Source organism: Citrobacter sp. H12-3-2 (assembly GCF_009649895.1).
GTDB classification, from domain to species: Bacteria; Pseudomonadota; Gammaproteobacteria; order Enterobacterales; family Enterobacteriaceae; genus Citrobacter; species Citrobacter portucalensis.
This window is the reverse complement of record NZ_CP045837.1, coordinates 4,258,114-4,275,023: the sequence shown is the minus strand read 5'-3', so window position 1 is coordinate 4,275,023 and position 16,910 is coordinate 4,258,114. Positions and strand designations below refer to the sequence as shown.

The 16,910-nt window shown below is 55.1% G+C and carries 18 protein-coding genes; 8 read left to right on the top strand and 10 right to left on the bottom strand.

Annotation, left to right across the window (positions count from 1 at the left end; translation table 11 throughout):
• Positions 1–6 precede the first annotated feature (6 nt).
• The 6 genes from GHC22_RS20325 to GHC22_RS20300 all read right to left on the bottom strand — a co-directional run bounded on the left by GHC22_RS20325 (position 7) and on the right by GHC22_RS20300 (position 5,622).
• On the bottom strand, positions 7–546 hold the full coding sequence (locus tag GHC22_RS20325; RefSeq protein WP_000938043.1) for a DUF2857 domain-containing protein: 540 nt from the start codon (positions 544–546) through the stop codon (positions 7–9).
• Positions 530–2,014 (bottom strand): ParB family protein, encoded by a 1,485-nt coding sequence (locus tag GHC22_RS20320; RefSeq protein WP_153753803.1) that lies wholly within the window; start codon positions 2,012–2,014, stop codon positions 530–532. The genes GHC22_RS20325 and GHC22_RS20320 overlap by 17 nt, the downstream gene beginning before the upstream one ends.
• Positions 2,011–3,366, bottom strand: a complete 1,356-nt coding sequence (dnaB, locus tag GHC22_RS20315) for a replicative DNA helicase (RefSeq protein WP_153753802.1) — start codon at positions 3,364–3,366, stop codon at positions 2,011–2,013. Before dnaB ends, GHC22_RS20320 begins: the two co-directional genes overlap by 4 nt.
• Positions 3,359–3,733: a hypothetical protein gene (locus GHC22_RS20310; protein ID WP_000823396.1), complete on the bottom strand. Its 375-nt coding sequence runs from the start codon at positions 3,731–3,733 to the stop codon at positions 3,359–3,361. Before GHC22_RS20310 ends, dnaB begins: the two co-directional genes overlap by 8 nt.
• Positions 3,730–4,614 carry a ParA family protein gene (locus GHC22_RS20305; protein ID WP_153753801.1) on the bottom strand — a complete coding sequence of 295 codons (885 nt, stop codon included), beginning with the start codon at positions 4,612–4,614 and terminating at the stop codon, positions 3,730–3,732. Before GHC22_RS20305 ends, GHC22_RS20310 begins: the two co-directional genes overlap by 4 nt.
• Before the next feature lie 135 nt (positions 4,615–4,749).
• Positions 4,750–5,622 (bottom strand): phosphorothioated DNA-binding restriction endonuclease, encoded by an 873-nt coding sequence (locus GHC22_RS20300; RefSeq protein WP_153753800.1) that lies wholly within the window; start codon positions 5,620–5,622, stop codon positions 4,750–4,752.
• Between the two features lie 408 nt (positions 5,623–6,030).
• Between GHC22_RS20300 and GHC22_RS20295 the strand changes: the two genes are divergently transcribed.
• The 5 genes from GHC22_RS20295 to GHC22_RS20275 are packed head-to-tail and all read left to right on the top strand — an operon-like array spanning position 6,031 to position 9,466.
• On the top strand, positions 6,031–6,996 hold the full coding sequence (locus tag GHC22_RS20295) for an MBL fold metallo-hydrolase (RefSeq protein WP_153753799.1): 966 nt from the start codon (positions 6,031–6,033) through the stop codon (positions 6,994–6,996).
• Between the two features lie 3 nt (positions 6,997–6,999).
• Entirely contained in the window at positions 7,000–7,320 is a 321-nt protein-coding gene (locus tag GHC22_RS20290; RefSeq protein WP_153753798.1) for a hypothetical protein, read from the top strand.
• Positions 7,308–8,171: a DUF692 domain-containing protein gene (locus GHC22_RS20285; RefSeq protein WP_057068542.1), complete on the top strand. Its 864-nt coding sequence runs from the start codon at positions 7,308–7,310 to the stop codon at positions 8,169–8,171. Before GHC22_RS20290 ends, GHC22_RS20285 begins: the two co-directional genes overlap by 13 nt.
• Positions 8,134–8,865 (top strand): putative DNA-binding domain-containing protein, encoded by a 732-nt coding sequence (locus GHC22_RS20280; protein ID WP_153753797.1) that lies wholly within the window; start codon positions 8,134–8,136, stop codon positions 8,863–8,865. The genes GHC22_RS20285 and GHC22_RS20280 overlap by 38 nt, the downstream gene beginning before the upstream one ends.
• Before the next feature lie 4 nt (positions 8,866–8,869).
• The gene (locus GHC22_RS20275; protein ID WP_057068537.1) at positions 8,870–9,466 is read left to right on the top strand and encodes a DoxX family protein; all 597 of its coding nucleotides are present in this window, start codon (positions 8,870–8,872) and stop codon (positions 9,464–9,466) included.
• Positions 9,467–9,562: 96 nt separating this feature from the next.
• On the opposite strand, the gene GHC22_RS20270 is transcribed toward GHC22_RS20275, so the two are convergent.
• The 4 genes from GHC22_RS20270 to GHC22_RS20255 are packed head-to-tail and all read right to left on the bottom strand — an operon-like array spanning position 9,563 to position 13,098.
• Entirely contained in the window at positions 9,563–10,819 is a 1,257-nt protein-coding gene (locus GHC22_RS20270; RefSeq protein WP_153753796.1) for an FAD/NAD(P)-binding oxidoreductase, read from the bottom strand.
• Entirely contained in the window at positions 10,806–11,060 is a 255-nt protein-coding gene (locus GHC22_RS20265; protein ID WP_057068533.1) for a (2Fe-2S)-binding protein, read from the bottom strand. Before GHC22_RS20265 ends, GHC22_RS20270 begins: the two co-directional genes overlap by 14 nt.
• A complete protein-coding gene (locus GHC22_RS20260; protein WP_153753795.1) occupies positions 11,057–12,160 on the bottom strand; it encodes an FAD-binding oxidoreductase in 1,104 nt (367 codons plus the stop codon). Before GHC22_RS20260 ends, GHC22_RS20265 begins: the two co-directional genes overlap by 4 nt.
• Positions 12,157–13,098: a 4-hydroxyproline epimerase gene (locus tag GHC22_RS20255; protein WP_048236210.1), complete on the bottom strand. Its 942-nt coding sequence runs from the start codon at positions 13,096–13,098 to the stop codon at positions 12,157–12,159. The genes GHC22_RS20260 and GHC22_RS20255 overlap by 4 nt, the downstream gene beginning before the upstream one ends.
• A 308-nt stretch (positions 13,099–13,406) precedes the next feature.
• Here GHC22_RS20255 and GHC22_RS20250 point away from each other — a divergent pair, with 308 nt between their 5' ends.
• The 3 genes from GHC22_RS20250 (at position 13,407) to GHC22_RS20240 (ending at position 16,903) form a co-directional block, all read left to right on the top strand.
• Positions 13,407–14,222, top strand: a complete 816-nt coding sequence (locus GHC22_RS20250; protein WP_153687663.1) for an AraC family transcriptional regulator — start codon at positions 13,407–13,409, stop codon at positions 14,220–14,222.
• A gap of 138 nt (positions 14,223–14,360) precedes the next feature.
• On the top strand, positions 14,361–15,281 hold the full coding sequence (locus GHC22_RS20245) for a dihydrodipicolinate synthase family protein (protein ID WP_003830108.1): 921 nt from the start codon (positions 14,361–14,363) through the stop codon (positions 15,279–15,281).
• Positions 15,282–15,295: 14 nt separating this feature from the next.
• Complete coding sequence (locus GHC22_RS20240; RefSeq protein ID WP_153754002.1) at positions 15,296–16,903, top strand: aldehyde dehydrogenase (NADP(+)); 1,608 nt, start codon at positions 15,296–15,298, stop codon at positions 16,901–16,903.
• Positions 16,904–16,910: the final 7 nt, after the last annotated feature.

Below are 16,910 nucleotides of genomic sequence, written 5' to 3'. Positions count from 1 at the left end.
AGTCACTCAGCTTTTTTCCCACTGTCGGATCAGATTCCAGACCACGGTCAGTGAGAGCGAACGTTCCTGTGCCAGCAGCATCATGGCTTCCAGCGCTGGGATGGAGTCGATGTTATCGACTTTGATCTCCTGCCAACGGTTCCAGAGCGCGGCTTCCTCTTCTTCGCCGGGAACCTGGTTGCGCCCCTGACGAACGTGGATCCCCATCAGCCGACGGCGGGCGCTGATTTCAGCAGTCGATATCCCGAAGTAGTGGCTGATTAACGCTATTGAACCGCCAAGCTGTACCGCCTGGCCGACCAGTTGCTGGAATTTCTGCTCCTGACGCACCTGAACCAGCATTTTGCGCAGCACGTCATGGTTGATGGTGATTTTCAGGAACTGCGCCGAGGTGTTGCCCATGTGCATTAGCTCTTCAAAGGTCAGGGCGTTCAGTTCGTTCAGCTCCTCGCGGTCAAAGCCCAGCGCTTCGCAATAGCGCACATTGCCGTCCTTCAGGGCCTGTATCACCTGTGACAAAACGGCCTGATTAATCGTCGGCAGCATGTTGTGCCTCCTGCTGGAACTCTTTGATCCGGCGGACAATACGGATCAGCCGGAATGCTTTAATAAGAAATTCATCGCTGAAGAAGAAGCCGTCTGCATTACGTTGAAAAAAGAGCCCAGGCGTCAGTGCAGAGGCTAGATCTTCCGTTAGCGGGATCTCATTGAGCGCCGCTAGCAGCGCCCAACAGGCGCGTGACTGTGGCCGGGTGAACATGGGGTGATCTGATGCGAATGGCATCACATGAAAGCCAATGCCATTTACATCGGCATCTGAAATTATCCGGTCGTCGATGGCGTAATGCTCAGCCAGATCCCACGCCAGGCGATCGCTGACCGAGCGTAAGGACTCCGTGGTATCCCACAGTTGTGGGATGCGCCAGATATCTGTGACGGGTTCGGTCCCTTCACACAATAGCGATGGTGCTTCCTCTGGTTCAGGCAGAGGAGCAGGCGCGCCAACGTCCTCTTCATCTGTTTCAGGTTTACGCCTGCGCGTTATCGGGCGTGGTTCGGGTTCTTCCGGTGGAACATAAGGCGGTGGTTCCGGCGTAGGGCCGAGCACGGCCTGACGTTTTTGCTCTGAGGGATCGACGTCTAGCAACAGCAGATTGTAGTCAACGTTCAGCTTTTGGCTCATCAGCCCCAGCAGCTCATCCTGCACCCGTTCGATGGCGAAGTCTTCGGGCTGGTCGTTGAACAGCGACAGCGCGGAGGAAAAGAGATTATCAAAGGAACAGGCATCTCCATCAGCGTGGCGCTGCCAGAGGTGTAATGATGCCGCCCGTAATGACAGCAGTTTTTCCACCTGCGAGCGGCCCATCCCGGCGTAGAGTACTTCGGGGATGCAGGGCAGCAGGTATTCCAGCGCTTGTTCCATCCGGCTGATATGCGACTGATTAATGGGGTAACCGTCGTTCTTCAGATGCTCCGCCAGTTCTCGTTGCGAAAGCTGGCACTTTTCCACCTGCTGGTACAGTTCCCGCGCCTTGTTGATCCCCAGCGCCCGCTCGATGAAGCTGAGTTTGCCATGCATATCGTTTTCCGCCAGATGGCCGATCAGGCAGCGCAGTTCGCCCAGCATGGGTTGATCGGAGGTACCGGCCCATGGCTTGTACAGACACTGAATGCGCCAGAACCGCTCGTCATGCGTTTCGCGCCACAGTTCGTTGAGGATCGACAGGCGGGTATTGCCGCCGTTGGCGATGATGAACCACTCCTGATCGGGACGACGGGTGATCGGCGGCGGCGTGTCCAGTCCACGACGACGGATCGATTCCTTGATGTCGTCATAGCTGGGGTTACGCATCAGTCGCGGATTGAGATCGTAAGGGCGAAGCTGTTCCAGCGTGACGATCATCGAGGTTTCCATCAGTGGATCGGCAAATCGCTCATCGGGCGATCTTCCCCGATCAAAATTGCCCTGTAGCAGGCGGGACTGGAGTTCCATCGAAGTCAGTTTGTTGTTCATGACCCGGCTCCCTGCTGGCTGAGCGATTCGAAGCGGGTTTGATCGCTGATAAAGCGGGTTCGCACCGTGCCTATTGGGCCGTTTCGCTGTTTACTGACAATCACTTCGGCGATGCCGCGATCCAACGTGTTGGGATCGTACAGCTCGTCGCGATAGAGGAATAAGATCACGTCGGCATCTTGCTCGATAGAGCCGGAATCGCGCAGATCGGCATTGCAGGGGCGCTTGTTCAGGCGTGACTCCAGCGCCCGGTTAAGCTGTGACAGCGCCAGCACAGGGCAGCTGAGTTCCTTCGCCAGCGCTTTCAGCGAGCGGGAGATCGTCGAGATTTCCTGATTGCGATTCTCCGCGCTGCCGCTGCGCATCAGTTGCAGATAATCAACCACGATCAGCGAGGGAATCCCATGCTGGCGCAGCGATCGTCTGGCCCGACTGCGTAACAGGGACGGTGTGAGGATCCCGGAGTCGTCGAGCAACAGGCGATCTTTCCATTCTGTCATCAGAACGTTGGCGCTGATGCCGATCTGCTGCCAGTCGTTATCACTCAGATCGCCACTGCGTAGCCGGGTTTGCGAGATGCGGCCAATCAGAGAAACCAGCCGCAGCAGTAGCTGTTCCGCCGACATCTCCATGCTGTAGATTTGCACCGGCTGGGTGGGGCGCAGCATTAGCGCGTTTACGCACAGCGTCAGGGCGAAGGCTGTTTTGCCAACCGAAGGACGTGCGGCGGCGATAATCAGGTCGGCAGGCTGGAAACCGCAGGTCAGGGCGTCGAGCTGCTCCAGCCCGGACGGCGTGCCGCTGAGACTGCCTCGTTCAGCCTCATAACGCTGGGCGATAGCTGTCAGCACATTATCAAAGCAGGCGCTGATATCGGTCAGGCCGCCGTCCTGATGCGACTGCGCAATGGCAAATAGCTTTTGTTCGGCAAAGTTCAGTACGTCGGCAATATTGCTGCGCGGCTGGCCTGCCATATCGCTCAGTTCATTGCCTAATAACAGAAGCTGGCGCAGTTCACCGTAGCTGGCGATGTATTGCGCATAGGGAATGATATTGGCGGCGCTGGGCGTGTTTTTGGAAAGCTCCGCCAGGTAGGCGAAGCCGCCCACCTGTTCGAGCTGCTCCTGCTGTTCCAGCGATTCGCTTAGGGTGATCAGGTCGATGGGGTTTCCATGTTCGACCAGGGTCTGCATATGGCTATAGATAGTGCGGTGCGCGGAGATAAAGAAATCCTGCGCGGAAATCTGTGTGGCAACGTCATCCCAGCGATCGTTATCCAGCATCAGCCCGCCGAGCACCGATTGTTCCGCTTCGACGGAGTGGGGCGGTTGTGGGCGTTTACGCTTACTCATCCCGATTACCCTCCTGACAGGCCAGAAAGGCTTCCCACAGTCGGGTCTGTTGATGCGGCGGCAGAAGTAATAGCGGTAAATCGCTGGAATAAAGCGGCTTATTGTTGGACCAGCCGATTTCAAACAACGGCCAGTCTCTGGGGGACGTCAGTGAACCGGACGTATCCCGTAACTCGTTCTCATCCTCCAGGTTGTAGCAGTCCACTTTTTCCGGCGGGATATGCCATAGCAGCGACATTAATACCGGCAGCGTTTCCCGCGCTTCTTCACGATCGGCGGCTTCAAAGAACACGATCACTTCATCGTCTTTCTCGAAGGGATGCTGGGCGTAATAAGAGCAAAATGCCCGCCAGATTTTCCGTTTCATGCGATGCCCTCCATCTGTTGATGGGGCAGGGCGAGAAACTGCGGGAACAGTTCTTTCGCCAGCATCTGCATGGTTTCAGCCGCACAGGGCGTTGTGCGTCCTTTCGGTCTGGCAGCATCCAGTCGATGCACCGGCATTCCCAGCGATGCCGCCCGGCGATAGGCCACGCTGGCATAAACTGGCGTCATCAGGATTTCGGTGGGTACCAGCAGCTCCTGCTCTTTTTGTTTGTGCTGGAGAACCTGAAGCAGGTTGTGGTGAATTTCGCGAGCGTCGTTGGTGTGGTCGAGTTTGTTGATCACCGCTTTCAGAGGCGGCAGCGGAATGCCGTAGCGGGTAAAGGGCTGGAGATCCCGGTACATTTGCAGCGTGCCGCGCAGAAACTCGCGTGCGGAGAGCATTTCCGGCAGTACCGGGGAGATAATAAGATCGCTGGCTAACAGCACCATTTCCAGTGCGATGGTGCGTGCGCCAATAGTGTCGATCAGAATGACGTCATAGCCGGTTATCTGGCGTACCAGATGGCGCAGGCGGATTACTCCGTCGGGTGCCGCCTGAAGCAGGCTCATTAGTTCGCCACGCGGATCGTTGGAGATGATGATATCCAGTCCAGGAATGGAGGTATGCGAGATGATGATGGCTGGATCCAGCTCGTTCTGCGCGATAAGCTCGTAGATCCCGCCGGGGGCTTCATTATCGAGAGGATAATAGCTGCTGAGCGTCGGCTGGCGGATATCAGCGTCAATCATCAGGACTTTTAGCCCTTGATCGGCCAGGTAGCCGCCGAGGTTCGCCGTATCGGTGGTTTTCGCCACGCCACCTTTGGTGGAGAGGATGGCGGAAATTAGTGTAGGTAAATCAAGTGCATATGCGTTTTTCATAACCAGTGCCTTTTTCGTTGTCTGAAAAGGACTTCACTGTAAAAACGCTGATTTGTTAGTAGGTTAAGTTACCCGATCGCTTTGATTCAAAATCAACCGTAGAAATACGTGCCGGTTCGAGTCCGGCCTTCGCACTCACCCCCTAAACACCTCCTTTCTGTGCCATTCCAAAAATCCTTCTTTTGGATAATTCTCGCGCATCATCGGCAGCGCTATCGATTTACCGTCGAAATCCCAGAACAGTCTGCCCACGATGCCGCTGCCATTTACTGCGGGTGACACCTGAACTCGCATACTCTCATCCAGCCCAATTGATCCTTTATCAAAGGCTTTATGGTGGATTGCACACAGCGCCAGGCCGTTTGAAATCTCGCACGGGCCGCCGTGCTGTTTCCATTTAATATGGGCGGCCTCTAGGGCAACCGAAGTGCTGTCGTGACGCATATTGAAGCCACAAATGGCACATTCATAGTTATAGGCTCGTAGAACCTGCTGGCGGAACAACGGGTCCCGCTGTTTGCGGATTTGCAGGATATCAAATCCCAGTTCATCTGCGATCTCTTCCTGGATGCTTTCGGTGAAGTGAGCCTCGAGAATTTGCTGTGCCAGGGTGTTAATGAGACTGTTGCTCTTTTTCAGCAGGGCAAAATGTTGTTCATCAAAGCCTCCGGCAACGTTATGCGCCACCAGTTCTCCGGCAGGGGGCTGTTTGCTGCTGCCGGATGTTGAGCAATGCTCGGCGTTTTGGAGCTCCCAGAATCCATCGCCCTGTAAGCGCCAGAAGGGCATATCCGGGCGGTACTGCGCGCGCTGTGGTCCAAATCGCTCCAGCAGGCTATGCAAGGGGTCGCGAACTTCTGAACCGTAGTCAAACAGGCGACCGTGACCCTGCTGATAACTCGCCAGCACGTGAAGCAGCAGCAGAGGCTTGTGCGGCGCACGCTGTTCGCCTTTACGCCAGATGGTGATGTCGGCAATTGCCTGCTGCAGGGATTTACTGGAAGTCATTGATTTCATTTTTTGGTAAATAATTGCGATGATGCTCGCAAAATATCACTTAATCAAGCGTTGCTGTATCTATTACAGCTAACACTAAAACGATATTCCTTATCGAATCCCCAGATTAAATAGAACACTTTTATCGCTATGTTGTTTTTAAGCTATTCATGCTTATTTATACCGGTCTATTTATAAAAATTAACCTTTATTTTATTAATGTTATTTTAGCTAACTATACGAAAAAATAAAGGTTATTCCCTGGGTTGTTATGCTGGTTACTGTTTATTAATAAAATCGATATCGGTAAGTTGAAATATTGGTTTTATCATATTTTAAGCATGCATTACATTCTTTTTACATTTTTGAGATTTTGCAGAAATAGGATACTCGGTTCCCAATGCACAGAGCGAAATAGATATGGATGAAGATAAAAAATTATTCCCTTTAAGGAAGGCGCTATTACTCACATTGTCGATGTTTTTTTCTGTCAATGTGCTGGCGGCAGGACTGCAATGTGAAAATAAGGATTTCACTTTGCAAACGCTGGGTACCGGTGGGCCAATTACAGACGATCAGCGGGCATCATCGGGAGAGGTTATTTGGTTAAATGGGAAATCGGCAATTCTTATTGATGCGGGCGGGGGAATTTTTTTACGCTTTGGTCAATCAGGTGCCCGGCTGGAGGATTTGAAACTTATCGCCATCAGCCATTTCCACACGGATCATGTCTCAGATTTGGCACCAATTTTAAAAGGGGGATATTTCCTGAAGGATAAGGAGAGTATTAATCTCGCGGGCCCACAGGGCGGTGGCGCATTCCCCTCCATGACGCAATATTTTGACGCGCTGTTTAAAAAAGAAAAGGGGGCCTACGCCTATCTGAACGGTCTATATAACGCAACCGATGGCTTACAGCTGGCGATGAATATTAAGGACATTAATTACACCGCTTCTGAACCACAGTTGGTATATCAGGACGATGAAATGAAAGTGATCGCTTTGGGAATCCCTCATGGCGATGTTCCTTGCCTGGCATTTCGTATTGATACGGCGAAAGGCACGATTGTTGTTTCCGCCGATCAGAATGGCAGTAATAGCGCATTTATTCATTTCGCCAAAGGCGCGGATATGCTGGTGATGCCGTTAGCCATTGATGAAGACACGGATGACACCTCGAAATTTATTCATGCTGCGCCGGACGTCGTGGGCAAGGTGGCTGCGCAAATCAATCCCAAAGTACTGGTGTTGAATCATTTTATGGGCAAAGGACTACGCCTTAAAGATCAATCGATTGATATTGTGAAGCAGTATTACCACGGTCCGGTCTATAGCAGCCGCGATCTCTCCTGTTTCCCCATTTCATTAGCTAATACGAAGGAATAAGCGATGAAAAAAGATATCGTACTTTCAATCGTCGTGGGTTCCCTTGTAGCCGCAGGAATGGTCAACACCGCCTGCGCAGCAGAGGCAAGCGGCAAGGCCAGTCAGGTTCAGAGTAAAGGGCCAACCAGTAGCGGTAAATGTGCCAGTGGTAAATGTGGAACAGAGAAGATCTACAGCCAGGCGACCCTTCAACATGATCCTCAGGATCAACTGGTGCGTGCCAGAGATGGGAAATGTGGTCTGACAGGGGCCGGTATCGCTAAAAATGAAGCCTCTCAGCCGCTGAATGCTGAAAAGTGTGTCAGTGGCGTATGCGGGAAATAAGTGCAGACGGAGCGGGCATTGGCTTGCGTAGCGAGCATATCGCAACGCTGTTGCAGCAGCCCTGCCGCCAGGATATCGATTTTCTCGAACTGGCCCCGGATAACTGGATGAACCTTGGCGGAGCGAAGCGGGAACAGTTAACCGATATCAGGAAAAAATATCCGTTACTGGCGCATGGACTGAGTTTATCCATTGGAGATACGTGTCCCTTAAACGAAGAATATATGCATGATATTCGGCGTTTTCTTGATGAGTACCATATTGATATTTACAGCGATCATTTGTGTTTCTCACGGGATGCTCAGGGGTATTTCCATGACCTGCTTCCGATCCCCGGTTTTCGTGCGGTGTTGCCTTACCTGGCGGCACGTATCGAGCAGGTACAAAACATAGTGGGGCGGCAGTTGGTTCTTGAAAATATCTCTTCTTATCATCGCTACGCCGGTGAAATGCCGGAGGCGGAGTTTTGGGGAGAACTCCTTCATCTGAGCGGTTGCGGCATGCTGCTGGATATTAATAACGTCTATGTGAATGCCTGTAATCACGGATTTGATGCCTTTGACTATATCCGCAGCATTCCTTCGTCATCGGTTGTTTATTACCACATCGCTGGTCACCTGGAGTATGGCGAATTCAGGCTCGACACGCATGGTATGCCGGTCATAGAAGAGGTATTAGCGCTGGCAAAACAAACGGTTGAGTTTCATGGTGCCCGACCGTTGCTGCTGGAGCGAGATAACAACGTTCCACCGCTGGACGCGCTCTGTGCCGAATTAACGCAAATCAGGGAGTATCTTTCACAAGGGAGCACCCATGGCGACAAATACTGTAGTACCTGCGTTGTTAGTTGAAATGGAAGCTGAATTTTCCGCTCAACTACGAGCCAGAACACCAATAGGTGGGACATGCTCATCCGGTATGTCGCTGTACAGGAAAATCATCAGAGACAATATTGGCGGGGTGTTGCGCAGTGTCTTTCCATTATTTTGTCGATGTCTCAATGAGGCTGAAATACGGGAACTGGTGGAGGTTTATTTCTCCCGACATTCGGCCAGCCAGCCGGAATTTCATCAGGTGGCGACGGAATTGCTGCTTTTTATGCGGCAACACTATCCGATCTCGCCTCACGATCTGGCGCTGCTCGAATATGAATGGTTGATGTATGCCGTGGAAATTGACGATAGCAACGTTCCATTTCCGCAGAAAATATCGCTGCCGTTGGGAAAGGCTGCTGAGGTTGATGTGGCGTGCAATCCTACATTGAAGATGGTGGCTCTGCCCTTTCTGATTCAGGAAGGGGAACCCTGTTATGAGGATGGTGAACAGTTGAACTATTACGCACTGTATCGCAAACATAATAATACGCTGTACCAGAAGCAACTCAGCCAGTTAGATGTGCAGCTGTTATCGGCAATTCACGAACAGATTATTTCAGCAGAGCAAATGCTAATTAACGCGGCACTTTCTTTAGCGGATATATCTTTACGCTCGTGGCTGGAAACCAACAATAACGACGAAATCTTGTCTTTAAAATATATAGGGTGATGCTATGTTGATAACCGTAATGTCGTGGTACAAGCTCGTGGTATCAAAATTAATGCAAGCAGACTTTATTCCGCTGCTTTTGATTCGCCTTTTTTTAATTCCAGTGATTTTTGCAGGTGCGCACTCAAAGGTTATGGGGTTTAGCGGAACGGTGGCCTGGTTTTCACAACCTACCGCAGAGGGGGGACTGGGATTACCTTTTCCCTGGCTGTTGGCGTTTCTGGCAACGTCGACCGAAGTACTGGGATTGATTTGTATTACGCTGGGACTTTTCACACGCATTATAGCCATTCCCATGATGATAGTTATGAGCGTTGCCAGCCTGATGGTGCACTGGTCGCACGGTTGGCTGGCGATTGCCAGTAACAGTATGGAATCCAGCCAACGTATGTCTGCGTTTCTTCAGTGGTTAATGGAGAATTTCCCGGGGCGTTATAATTATATTACGCAGTTGGGTGACCCGATTATCCTGAATAACGGCATTGAATTCTCTGCGACCTATTTCATCATGCTGTTGGTGTTGCTGATCTACGGTGGCGGCAGGTATGTCAGCGTCGATTATTGGTTAAAAAAAGCGACACTCGCCTGGCGCTATCAGTAACGCGATATCGCTCCGCTCAAATTCGGTCCACGACGAAACGGTCTACGGATACACCACATCAAAAAAGGCGCCAGTGGGCGCCTTTATACCTGACCATCACCCCTCTGGTTTTGCGAGATGGATAAGCGTGTCGACACGCGCGGGGGAGAGCGGTTCGCGCGGCTGCGGCAGCGGCCAGCCGTACAGCCAGCGGGCGCTGGTGGCGCAGACTTTCCCCTGGCAGGCCCCCATTCCACAGCGTGAGGCGAGCTTTGCCGTTTGCCAGCTTTCGGCGTTTTGCACGTCGCCACAACGAATATCCTCACAACGGCAGAGTAGCGTATCCGCGGTGGTCGCGGCTTTTAGCGACTCCGGCAGCGCAAATGTCGTATGCAACGCTTGGGCAAAACGCTGCCAGCGGGCGCGCGCGGAGATGGCGCTTTGGGCCTTTTGCGGACAATTTGCGGCGGCATAGCCGGCAATTTCTCCCTCGGCTAACGCCAGCTCGCTGCCGCCAAAGCCGGTGCATTCTCCTGCCGCATAGATGTCCTGCACACTGGTGCGTTGATCCGCATCGACCCAAATAGCCTGATTTTCTGTTTTGCAGCCAAAGATTGCGCCAGGTTCTATATTCGGTACCAGCCCATAGCCAATGGCCAGCCTGTCGCAAGCAATCTCGCGGGTTTGCCCCTGGTGGCGCACGGTCACTGACTGCAGACAGGTATCACCCTGCGCTTGGATGACCTGGCTTGCCGGATGATATCGGGCTGGAAAGAGCTCGCCGAACTGACGCAATTTTTCAGGCCAGCGCCATAGCCCGGTTGCGAAACGGGCCAGTGCGGTCATCGGGGCCTGTTCGATGATGGCGACGATATTCCCGCCAGCGCGTTTCACCGTACTGGCGACCGCTAGCAGAAGAGGACCGCTGCCTGCAATGACCACGCGTTCCCCCTTGAGTTGTAGGCCGTGTTTTATCTGCGCCTGCAGGCCTCCGGCCCCCGTCACATTGGGTAGCGTCCAGCCGGGAAAAGGTAGCGAGAGTTCTCTGGCGCCGCAGCATAAAATCAGCCGCTGCCAGCGGATTTCGCCGCAGTCATCTGCGGTTTCGAAGACTACGGAATGTGGGTTGGGGCGGGCAATCAGCCGGGCACCGCTCAGCAGCGTAATGTGGGGATGTTCAGCTACCGCCTGACGAAGCCGTCTGGCGTCCCGGGGGAGTGAGACCTGCGGCCCGTCGCGCCAGATTTGCCCGCCGGGGCGAGGATTGTCATCAAGGATTATCACTGATTTTCCACAGCGTGCGGCAGCCAGTGCCGCCGACAACCCGGCTGGCCCTGCGCCAAGGATCAGGATCTCACAGTCAACGCTTTGCATGATGGCTCCTTTCAATCACCATTTCGGGCTGGCATTCCGTCTGGCAGGCCAGCACCCGGTGTCCGTTCACTGTGACGCGGCACTCCTGGCAAACGCCCATTCCGCAGAAGGGCGCGCGCAGTTGACCACTCACCGAACGACGGGTTACGCCGTTGCCCACCAGGGCCAGTGCTGCTGCAATACTCATTCCGACGGGAACCTCACAGGTCTGGCCGTCGATAATTACGTTCAGGGTTGTCATGCGATGGCCTCCTGCTTGTGCAGGCGAGCGGGAAGCCAGGCATCCGGGGACACCGCCGGGCGCTCGCCAAGGATCTGGGCGCAAAGTAACTCGGCGGTTGCTGGCGCGGTTGTGACGCCGAGTCCTTCATGTCCCAGCGCCAGCCAGATACCCGGACGCGCAGGATGTGGGCCAATCAGCGGGTTACCGTCAGCCGATGCCGCGCGAAAACCGCTCCAGCAACGGATGATATTTAGCGTCTCCAGAGAGGGTAAAAAATGGCGCGCGCGCGCCAGCATCTGTGCCAGCAGGGGGAGGTCAACCTCGCGGTCGGTGTTATCAAACTGGCGGGAGGAGCCAATCAGCAACTGTCCGGTGGGGCGTGGCTGAATGTTAAATGCCACTGAGGTGCCGCCTGCATGGGCGCTGGCACCGTATCCCAGCTCTACCAGCTGGTGACTGAGCAAGGGGCCGTAGCGGTCGGTGATCGCCAACTGGCCTTTTTTGGGTCTGAGCCAGTTTTCGTCCAGCAGCATATTGGCCCCCAGACCGCTGGCGATGACGATGGCGCGTGCGCGCAGTCGTTTGCCGCTGTGTAGAGTGACGTAAGGGGCATCAACAGAGAGGGCGCTATCCCGAAGGTGCGTTAAATCGGCATCGTTAATAAACCAGCGGGCGACGTTTGGGGCGTAAACTATCCCGTCGCCGGGGACCCACAGCCCGCCAGCGAGTCCGGCGGTGAGCAGCGGTTCGCGCGCGGCAAGCCGATCGCGGGTCTGCATTTCGCTGACAACCTGGTAATGTGCCATTCGTTGTTTCTTTTCTTCTGCCAGCGCAAGCTCTTGCGCCGTTTCCGCCAGCCACAGCGTGCCGCATCCGCGCCAGGCACAGCTTTCCGGCATCCGGGGCGTCAGTTTGCGCCAGCTCTCCAGAGACCAGGCGGAGAGTGCGAGCTCCGCAGGATCGTCATCCATGCACACCAGGTGACCCATACCTGCCGCCGTCGCGCCCGCATTGCCGTCATCGACCAGCGTGACTCGCTGCCCGCGAGCGGCCAGTTGCCAGGCGCAGGCGGCCCCGATAATCCCGGCACCGATGACGATGACGTCACTTTCGATCACAGCGAGATCCCCCAGCAGAACGGATCTTCAGGATTGAGGATCAGCTTGTTATCACCACAGACCCATGCCTCTCCGCGGATCGTCGGAACGATCTTGTCGCCATGTGGCACGAAATGCGCCGTAAATTCGCTGCCGATGATGCTCGCCTGCCGCCATGATTCTCCGGATTTGAGTTTTCCGTCCTCTGCCAGACAGGCCAGTTTGGCGCTGGTGCCGGTGCCGCAGGGCGATCGATCCCAGGCTTTACCGGGGCAGAGTACAAAGCTGCGGCTGTCCGCGCGATCATCTTCTGCAAACAGTTCGATGTGATCGATAATGCCGTCATGTTCGCCACGGATGCCTGCACGATCTAACCCTTCACGGATTGCCCATGCGTACTCCGTCAATTCAGGGATCTTTTCCGGCGAGACCGCGAACGGATGATCGTTGACAAGGAAGAACCAGTTGCCGCCCCAGGCGATATCACCCGTTACCGTACCGTGGATGGTTTCAACCTGTACCTGCTTACGCCAGCGGTAGGCCGGCACGTTTTCGACCGAGACGCTGCCGTCTTCGTGCAGCGTGGCGGTCACATCGCCCACCGGCGTTTCAATCAGATGTTTACCGGGTTGAATGCGCCCAAGCCATGCCAGCGAGGCAATCAGCCCGATGGTGCCGTGACCGCACATGTTCAAAAAGCCGCAGTTATTAAAGAAGATGACTCCCGCCGTGGCCTGTGGCGAAACTGGCTCACAGAGCAATGCACCGACCAGAACGTCGTTACCGCGTGGCTCAAGAATAATGGCTTTACGCCAGTCGTCGTAGTCGCGGGAAAAGCGCTCCCGACGCTCGCTCATGTTCCCCGCTCCCAGATCCGGAAAGCCGTCGATGACCAGGCGAGTGGGTTCACCGCCGGTGTGAGAATCAATCACTCTCAGTTCACTGTACTGTGCTGTCATAGGATCTCCGGAAAGTTAATGTTTTGTTGCTAAATGCTGGCGCAAGCTTTGCGTCCCGGCTTGATCGCTTTCGTCACCGTAAATGACGAAATCAGCATAATGGCCGCTGTCATCGTCAAGGCGATATCATATTTATTTGTTATTAATCATTTTGTTAGTGGTGTGGTAAACCAAAAAAGGCAACCGCGCCAGTGGCTGGAAAAGGGGAAATTATAAATCTACGGCAGGATCGCAAAACGCAGTAAGGATGCTTGCTGAGTTAACAAAAAGTTAATAAATATTCAGATCACTAATCGGGAGGAAGCGTGATGTCCTGTGTGATTGATGATGTGCGGGCCCCGTCGCCGGTGCCGGAAGTGGCTGAACTTAGCCAGATATGTGAAGGGCTGGCGCGCCAGCGTCCGGACAATATCCAGACGTTGCTCCATGCGATGGCATTAATTGCGCCGCTGCTTAATGCCATTCCGAATGTGGTTTTTTTTATCAAAGATGTGCAGGCCCGCTATTTGATGGTCAATATGACTCTGGCACGTCGCTGCGGGTTTAAGACCGTGGTTTCTCTGCTGGGGAAAACCTCTGCCGATGTTTTCCCTTCAGCGCTTGGGCTGGGCTATACCGAGCAGGATATGCGGGTGCTGCGCGAAGGGGTAACGCTGCGCGATCAGCTGGAAATGCATCTCTACAACGGTCGTGAACGCGGCTGGTGTTTGACCCAGAAGCTGGCGCTGCGGGATGCGCAGGGCCAGGTCATCGGTATGGCGGGGATTTCACACGATCTGCAGGAAGCGCAGGCGCGTCACCCGGCGTGGCAACGGCTGGCGATCGTCGACGATCATATCCGCAACCATTATCACCGTCCCATCGCGATGGAAGAACTAACCGCCCTGAGTGGCATGTCGGTGGCGCAAATTGAGCGCTACTGTAAGCGTATTTTTCATCTCACTCCGCGCCAGATGATCCACAAAGTTCGGCTGGAAAAAGCCACCGAACTGCTGGCGGGCGATACGCCGATTACCGATATTGCGTTGCAGTGCGGTTATACCGATCACAGCGCGTTTAGCCGCCAGTTTAAGGCGATGACGGGCTCTACGCCGCGTGATTTTCGCATTACGCTTGCCGGGTAAGACACACTCACTGTGCTAATTTCGTCATCAAAGAGGAAGAAAACCACCAAGCAGTCGGTCGCCTGAAACGTCAATCTGTCAGTGAATATTCACCATTCATTCACTTTAAATTAACAAATTGACGACAAGGAACCGAACATGAGCAAGAAAGCCATTCACTGGAGCGGTGTATTCCCGGCAGTCAGCACCCAGTTTCGTAGCGATTATTCCCTGGATCTGGATGCCACCCATACGGTGATGAAAAACCTGGTCAAGGATGGTGTTTCTGGCCTGGTGGTGTGCGGCAGCGTGGGGGAGAACACCTCTCTGACCACGCAGGAAAAGCTGCAGATCATCGAAGTAGCGAAAGATGCAGCGGGCGGTCAGATCCCGGTTATTGCGGGGGTGGCCGAATTCACTACCGCGTTTGCACAGAAGATGGCGAAAGAGGCAGAGCGCGTGGGCGTCGACGGTATTATGGTGATGCCTGCGCTGGTGTATTCCTCAAAACCGCATGAAACAGCGGCCCACTTCCGCAGTGTGGCTACGGCTACCGACCTGCCCATCATGGTGTACAACAACCCGCCGATTTACAAAAACGACGTGACGCCGGATATCCTGGCGACGCTTGCCGACTGCGACAACATCGTCTGTTTCAAAGACTCCTCCGGCGATACCCGCCGTTTTATCGACCTGCGTAACTCTGTTGGCGACCGCTTTGTGCTGTTCGCTGGGCTGGATGATGTGGTGGTCGAGAGCATTGCCGTTGGGGCGGAAGGCTGGATCTCCGGAATGTCGAACGCCTTCCCGCGTGAAGGGGAGACGTTGTTCCGCCTGGCGAAACAACAGCGTTATGAGGAAGCGATGGCGCTTTACCGCTGGTTTATGCCGTTGCTGCATCTGGATGCGCGCCCGGATCTGGTGCAGTGCATCAAGCTCTGTGAAGAATTGCTGGGGCGTGGCAGCGCCATTACCCGTCCACCGCGTCTGGCGCTGGAAGGGGATACCCGTGCGCAAGTGGTGGCGATTGTTGAGAAGGCGCTGGCGACCCGTCCACAGCTGCCGGATGTCGGCCTTTAAGTAAAGGAGTGATGATGACGCTACCTCTCTCTGTTTCGGGTCAGCAGTTTATCGCCGGACGCCGCGTGGCAAGCGGTGAGGCGACGCTGCCAAGCCTGCGTGCCGCTGACGGCAAGCTGACCGGATACCATTTTTACCCGGCCTCTCGTGAGGAGGCCGCCGCCGCGGCGGAGGCGGCTGACCAGGCGTTTCCTGTCTATTCACAGACCGCGCCGGACGTGCGTGCCCGCTTTCTCGACACCCTTGCCGACGAGCTGGATTTGCTCGGCGAGGATTTTTTCGCCATAGCCCACCTGGAAACGGCACTGCCGCTGGCGCGATTACAGGGAGAGCGCACCCGTACCAGTAATCAGCTGCGCATGTTTGCCGGGGTGCTGCGTCGGGGCGATGCCTTTGGCGTACGCATTGACACCGCACTCCCTGACCGCCAGCCGCTGCCGCGCCCGGACCTGCGTCAGTATCTGACCGCGCTTGGCCCGGTGGCGGTGTTCGGGGCCAGCAATTTTCCGCTGGCCTTTTCTACGGCGGGAGGCGATACCGCATCCGCGCTGGCGGCGGGTTGTCCGGTGGTGGTGAAAGCCCATCCCGGACATATGGCGACGGCGGAATTTACTGCCCAGGCGATTGTGCGTGCGGTCGCGGCATCTGGCCTGCCTGCGGGCGTTTTTAACATGATTTTCGGCACCGATATTGGCGCGGATCTGGTTCGCCATCCGGCGATTCAGGCGGTGGGTTTTACCGGTTCGCTGCGCGGCGGTAAGGCGCTCTGGCAGCTGGCGCAGCAGCGTCCGCAGCCGATCCCCGTCTTTGCGGAAATGTCGGCCATTAATCCGCTGATTATTCTGCCGCAGGCCGTCGCCACGCGGGCAGAAACGCTGGCCAATGAGCTGGTGTCCTCTTTCACTTTGGGATGTGGGCAGTTTTGTACCAAGCCGGGGCTGATCCTTGTCTTACGCGGCGAGGGTATGTCCCGCTTCACGCAGGCGCTGAAGGTCGCGGTTGATCAGGCCCCGGTACAGATCATGCTGAATGCCCCGACGCTCGCCCATTATGAAGAGGGGGTCAGCGCGCTTGAGGCTCATCCGCATATTCAGCGCTTGGCAGGGGCTGATGAATCGGTTATCGGCCGCGCGCAGGCCCGGTTGTATCAGGCTCCGGCTTCGCTGCTGCTGGCACAGGATCCACTGCTACAGCAGGAAGTGTTTGGCCCGCTGGCGGTGTTGGTCGAGGTGGCCGATGAGGCGGAGTTGCAGTCCATTTTGCGCGTGATTCCGGGCCAACTGACGGCAACCGTGCACGCCGAATCTGATGATGGGCCGCTGGCGCAGCGCCTGCTGCCAGCCCTCACTGAAAAAGCGGGACGCGTTTTGTTTAACGGTTATCCAACCGGTGTCGAGGTTTGTGATGCCATGGTGCACGGTGGTCCGTGGCCTGCCACCACCGATGCTCGCGGTACCTCGGTAGGGACGCAATCCATCGACCGTTTTTTACGCCCGGTATGCCTGCAAAATGTGCCTGCCGCGCTGCTTCCGCCTGCTGTCCAGGATGACAACCCTCTGAACCTGCTGCGCCTGATTAACGGGCAGTGGACCCGGGAAGCCATTTCCCCCTCTGTTGACTGAAGGGCAT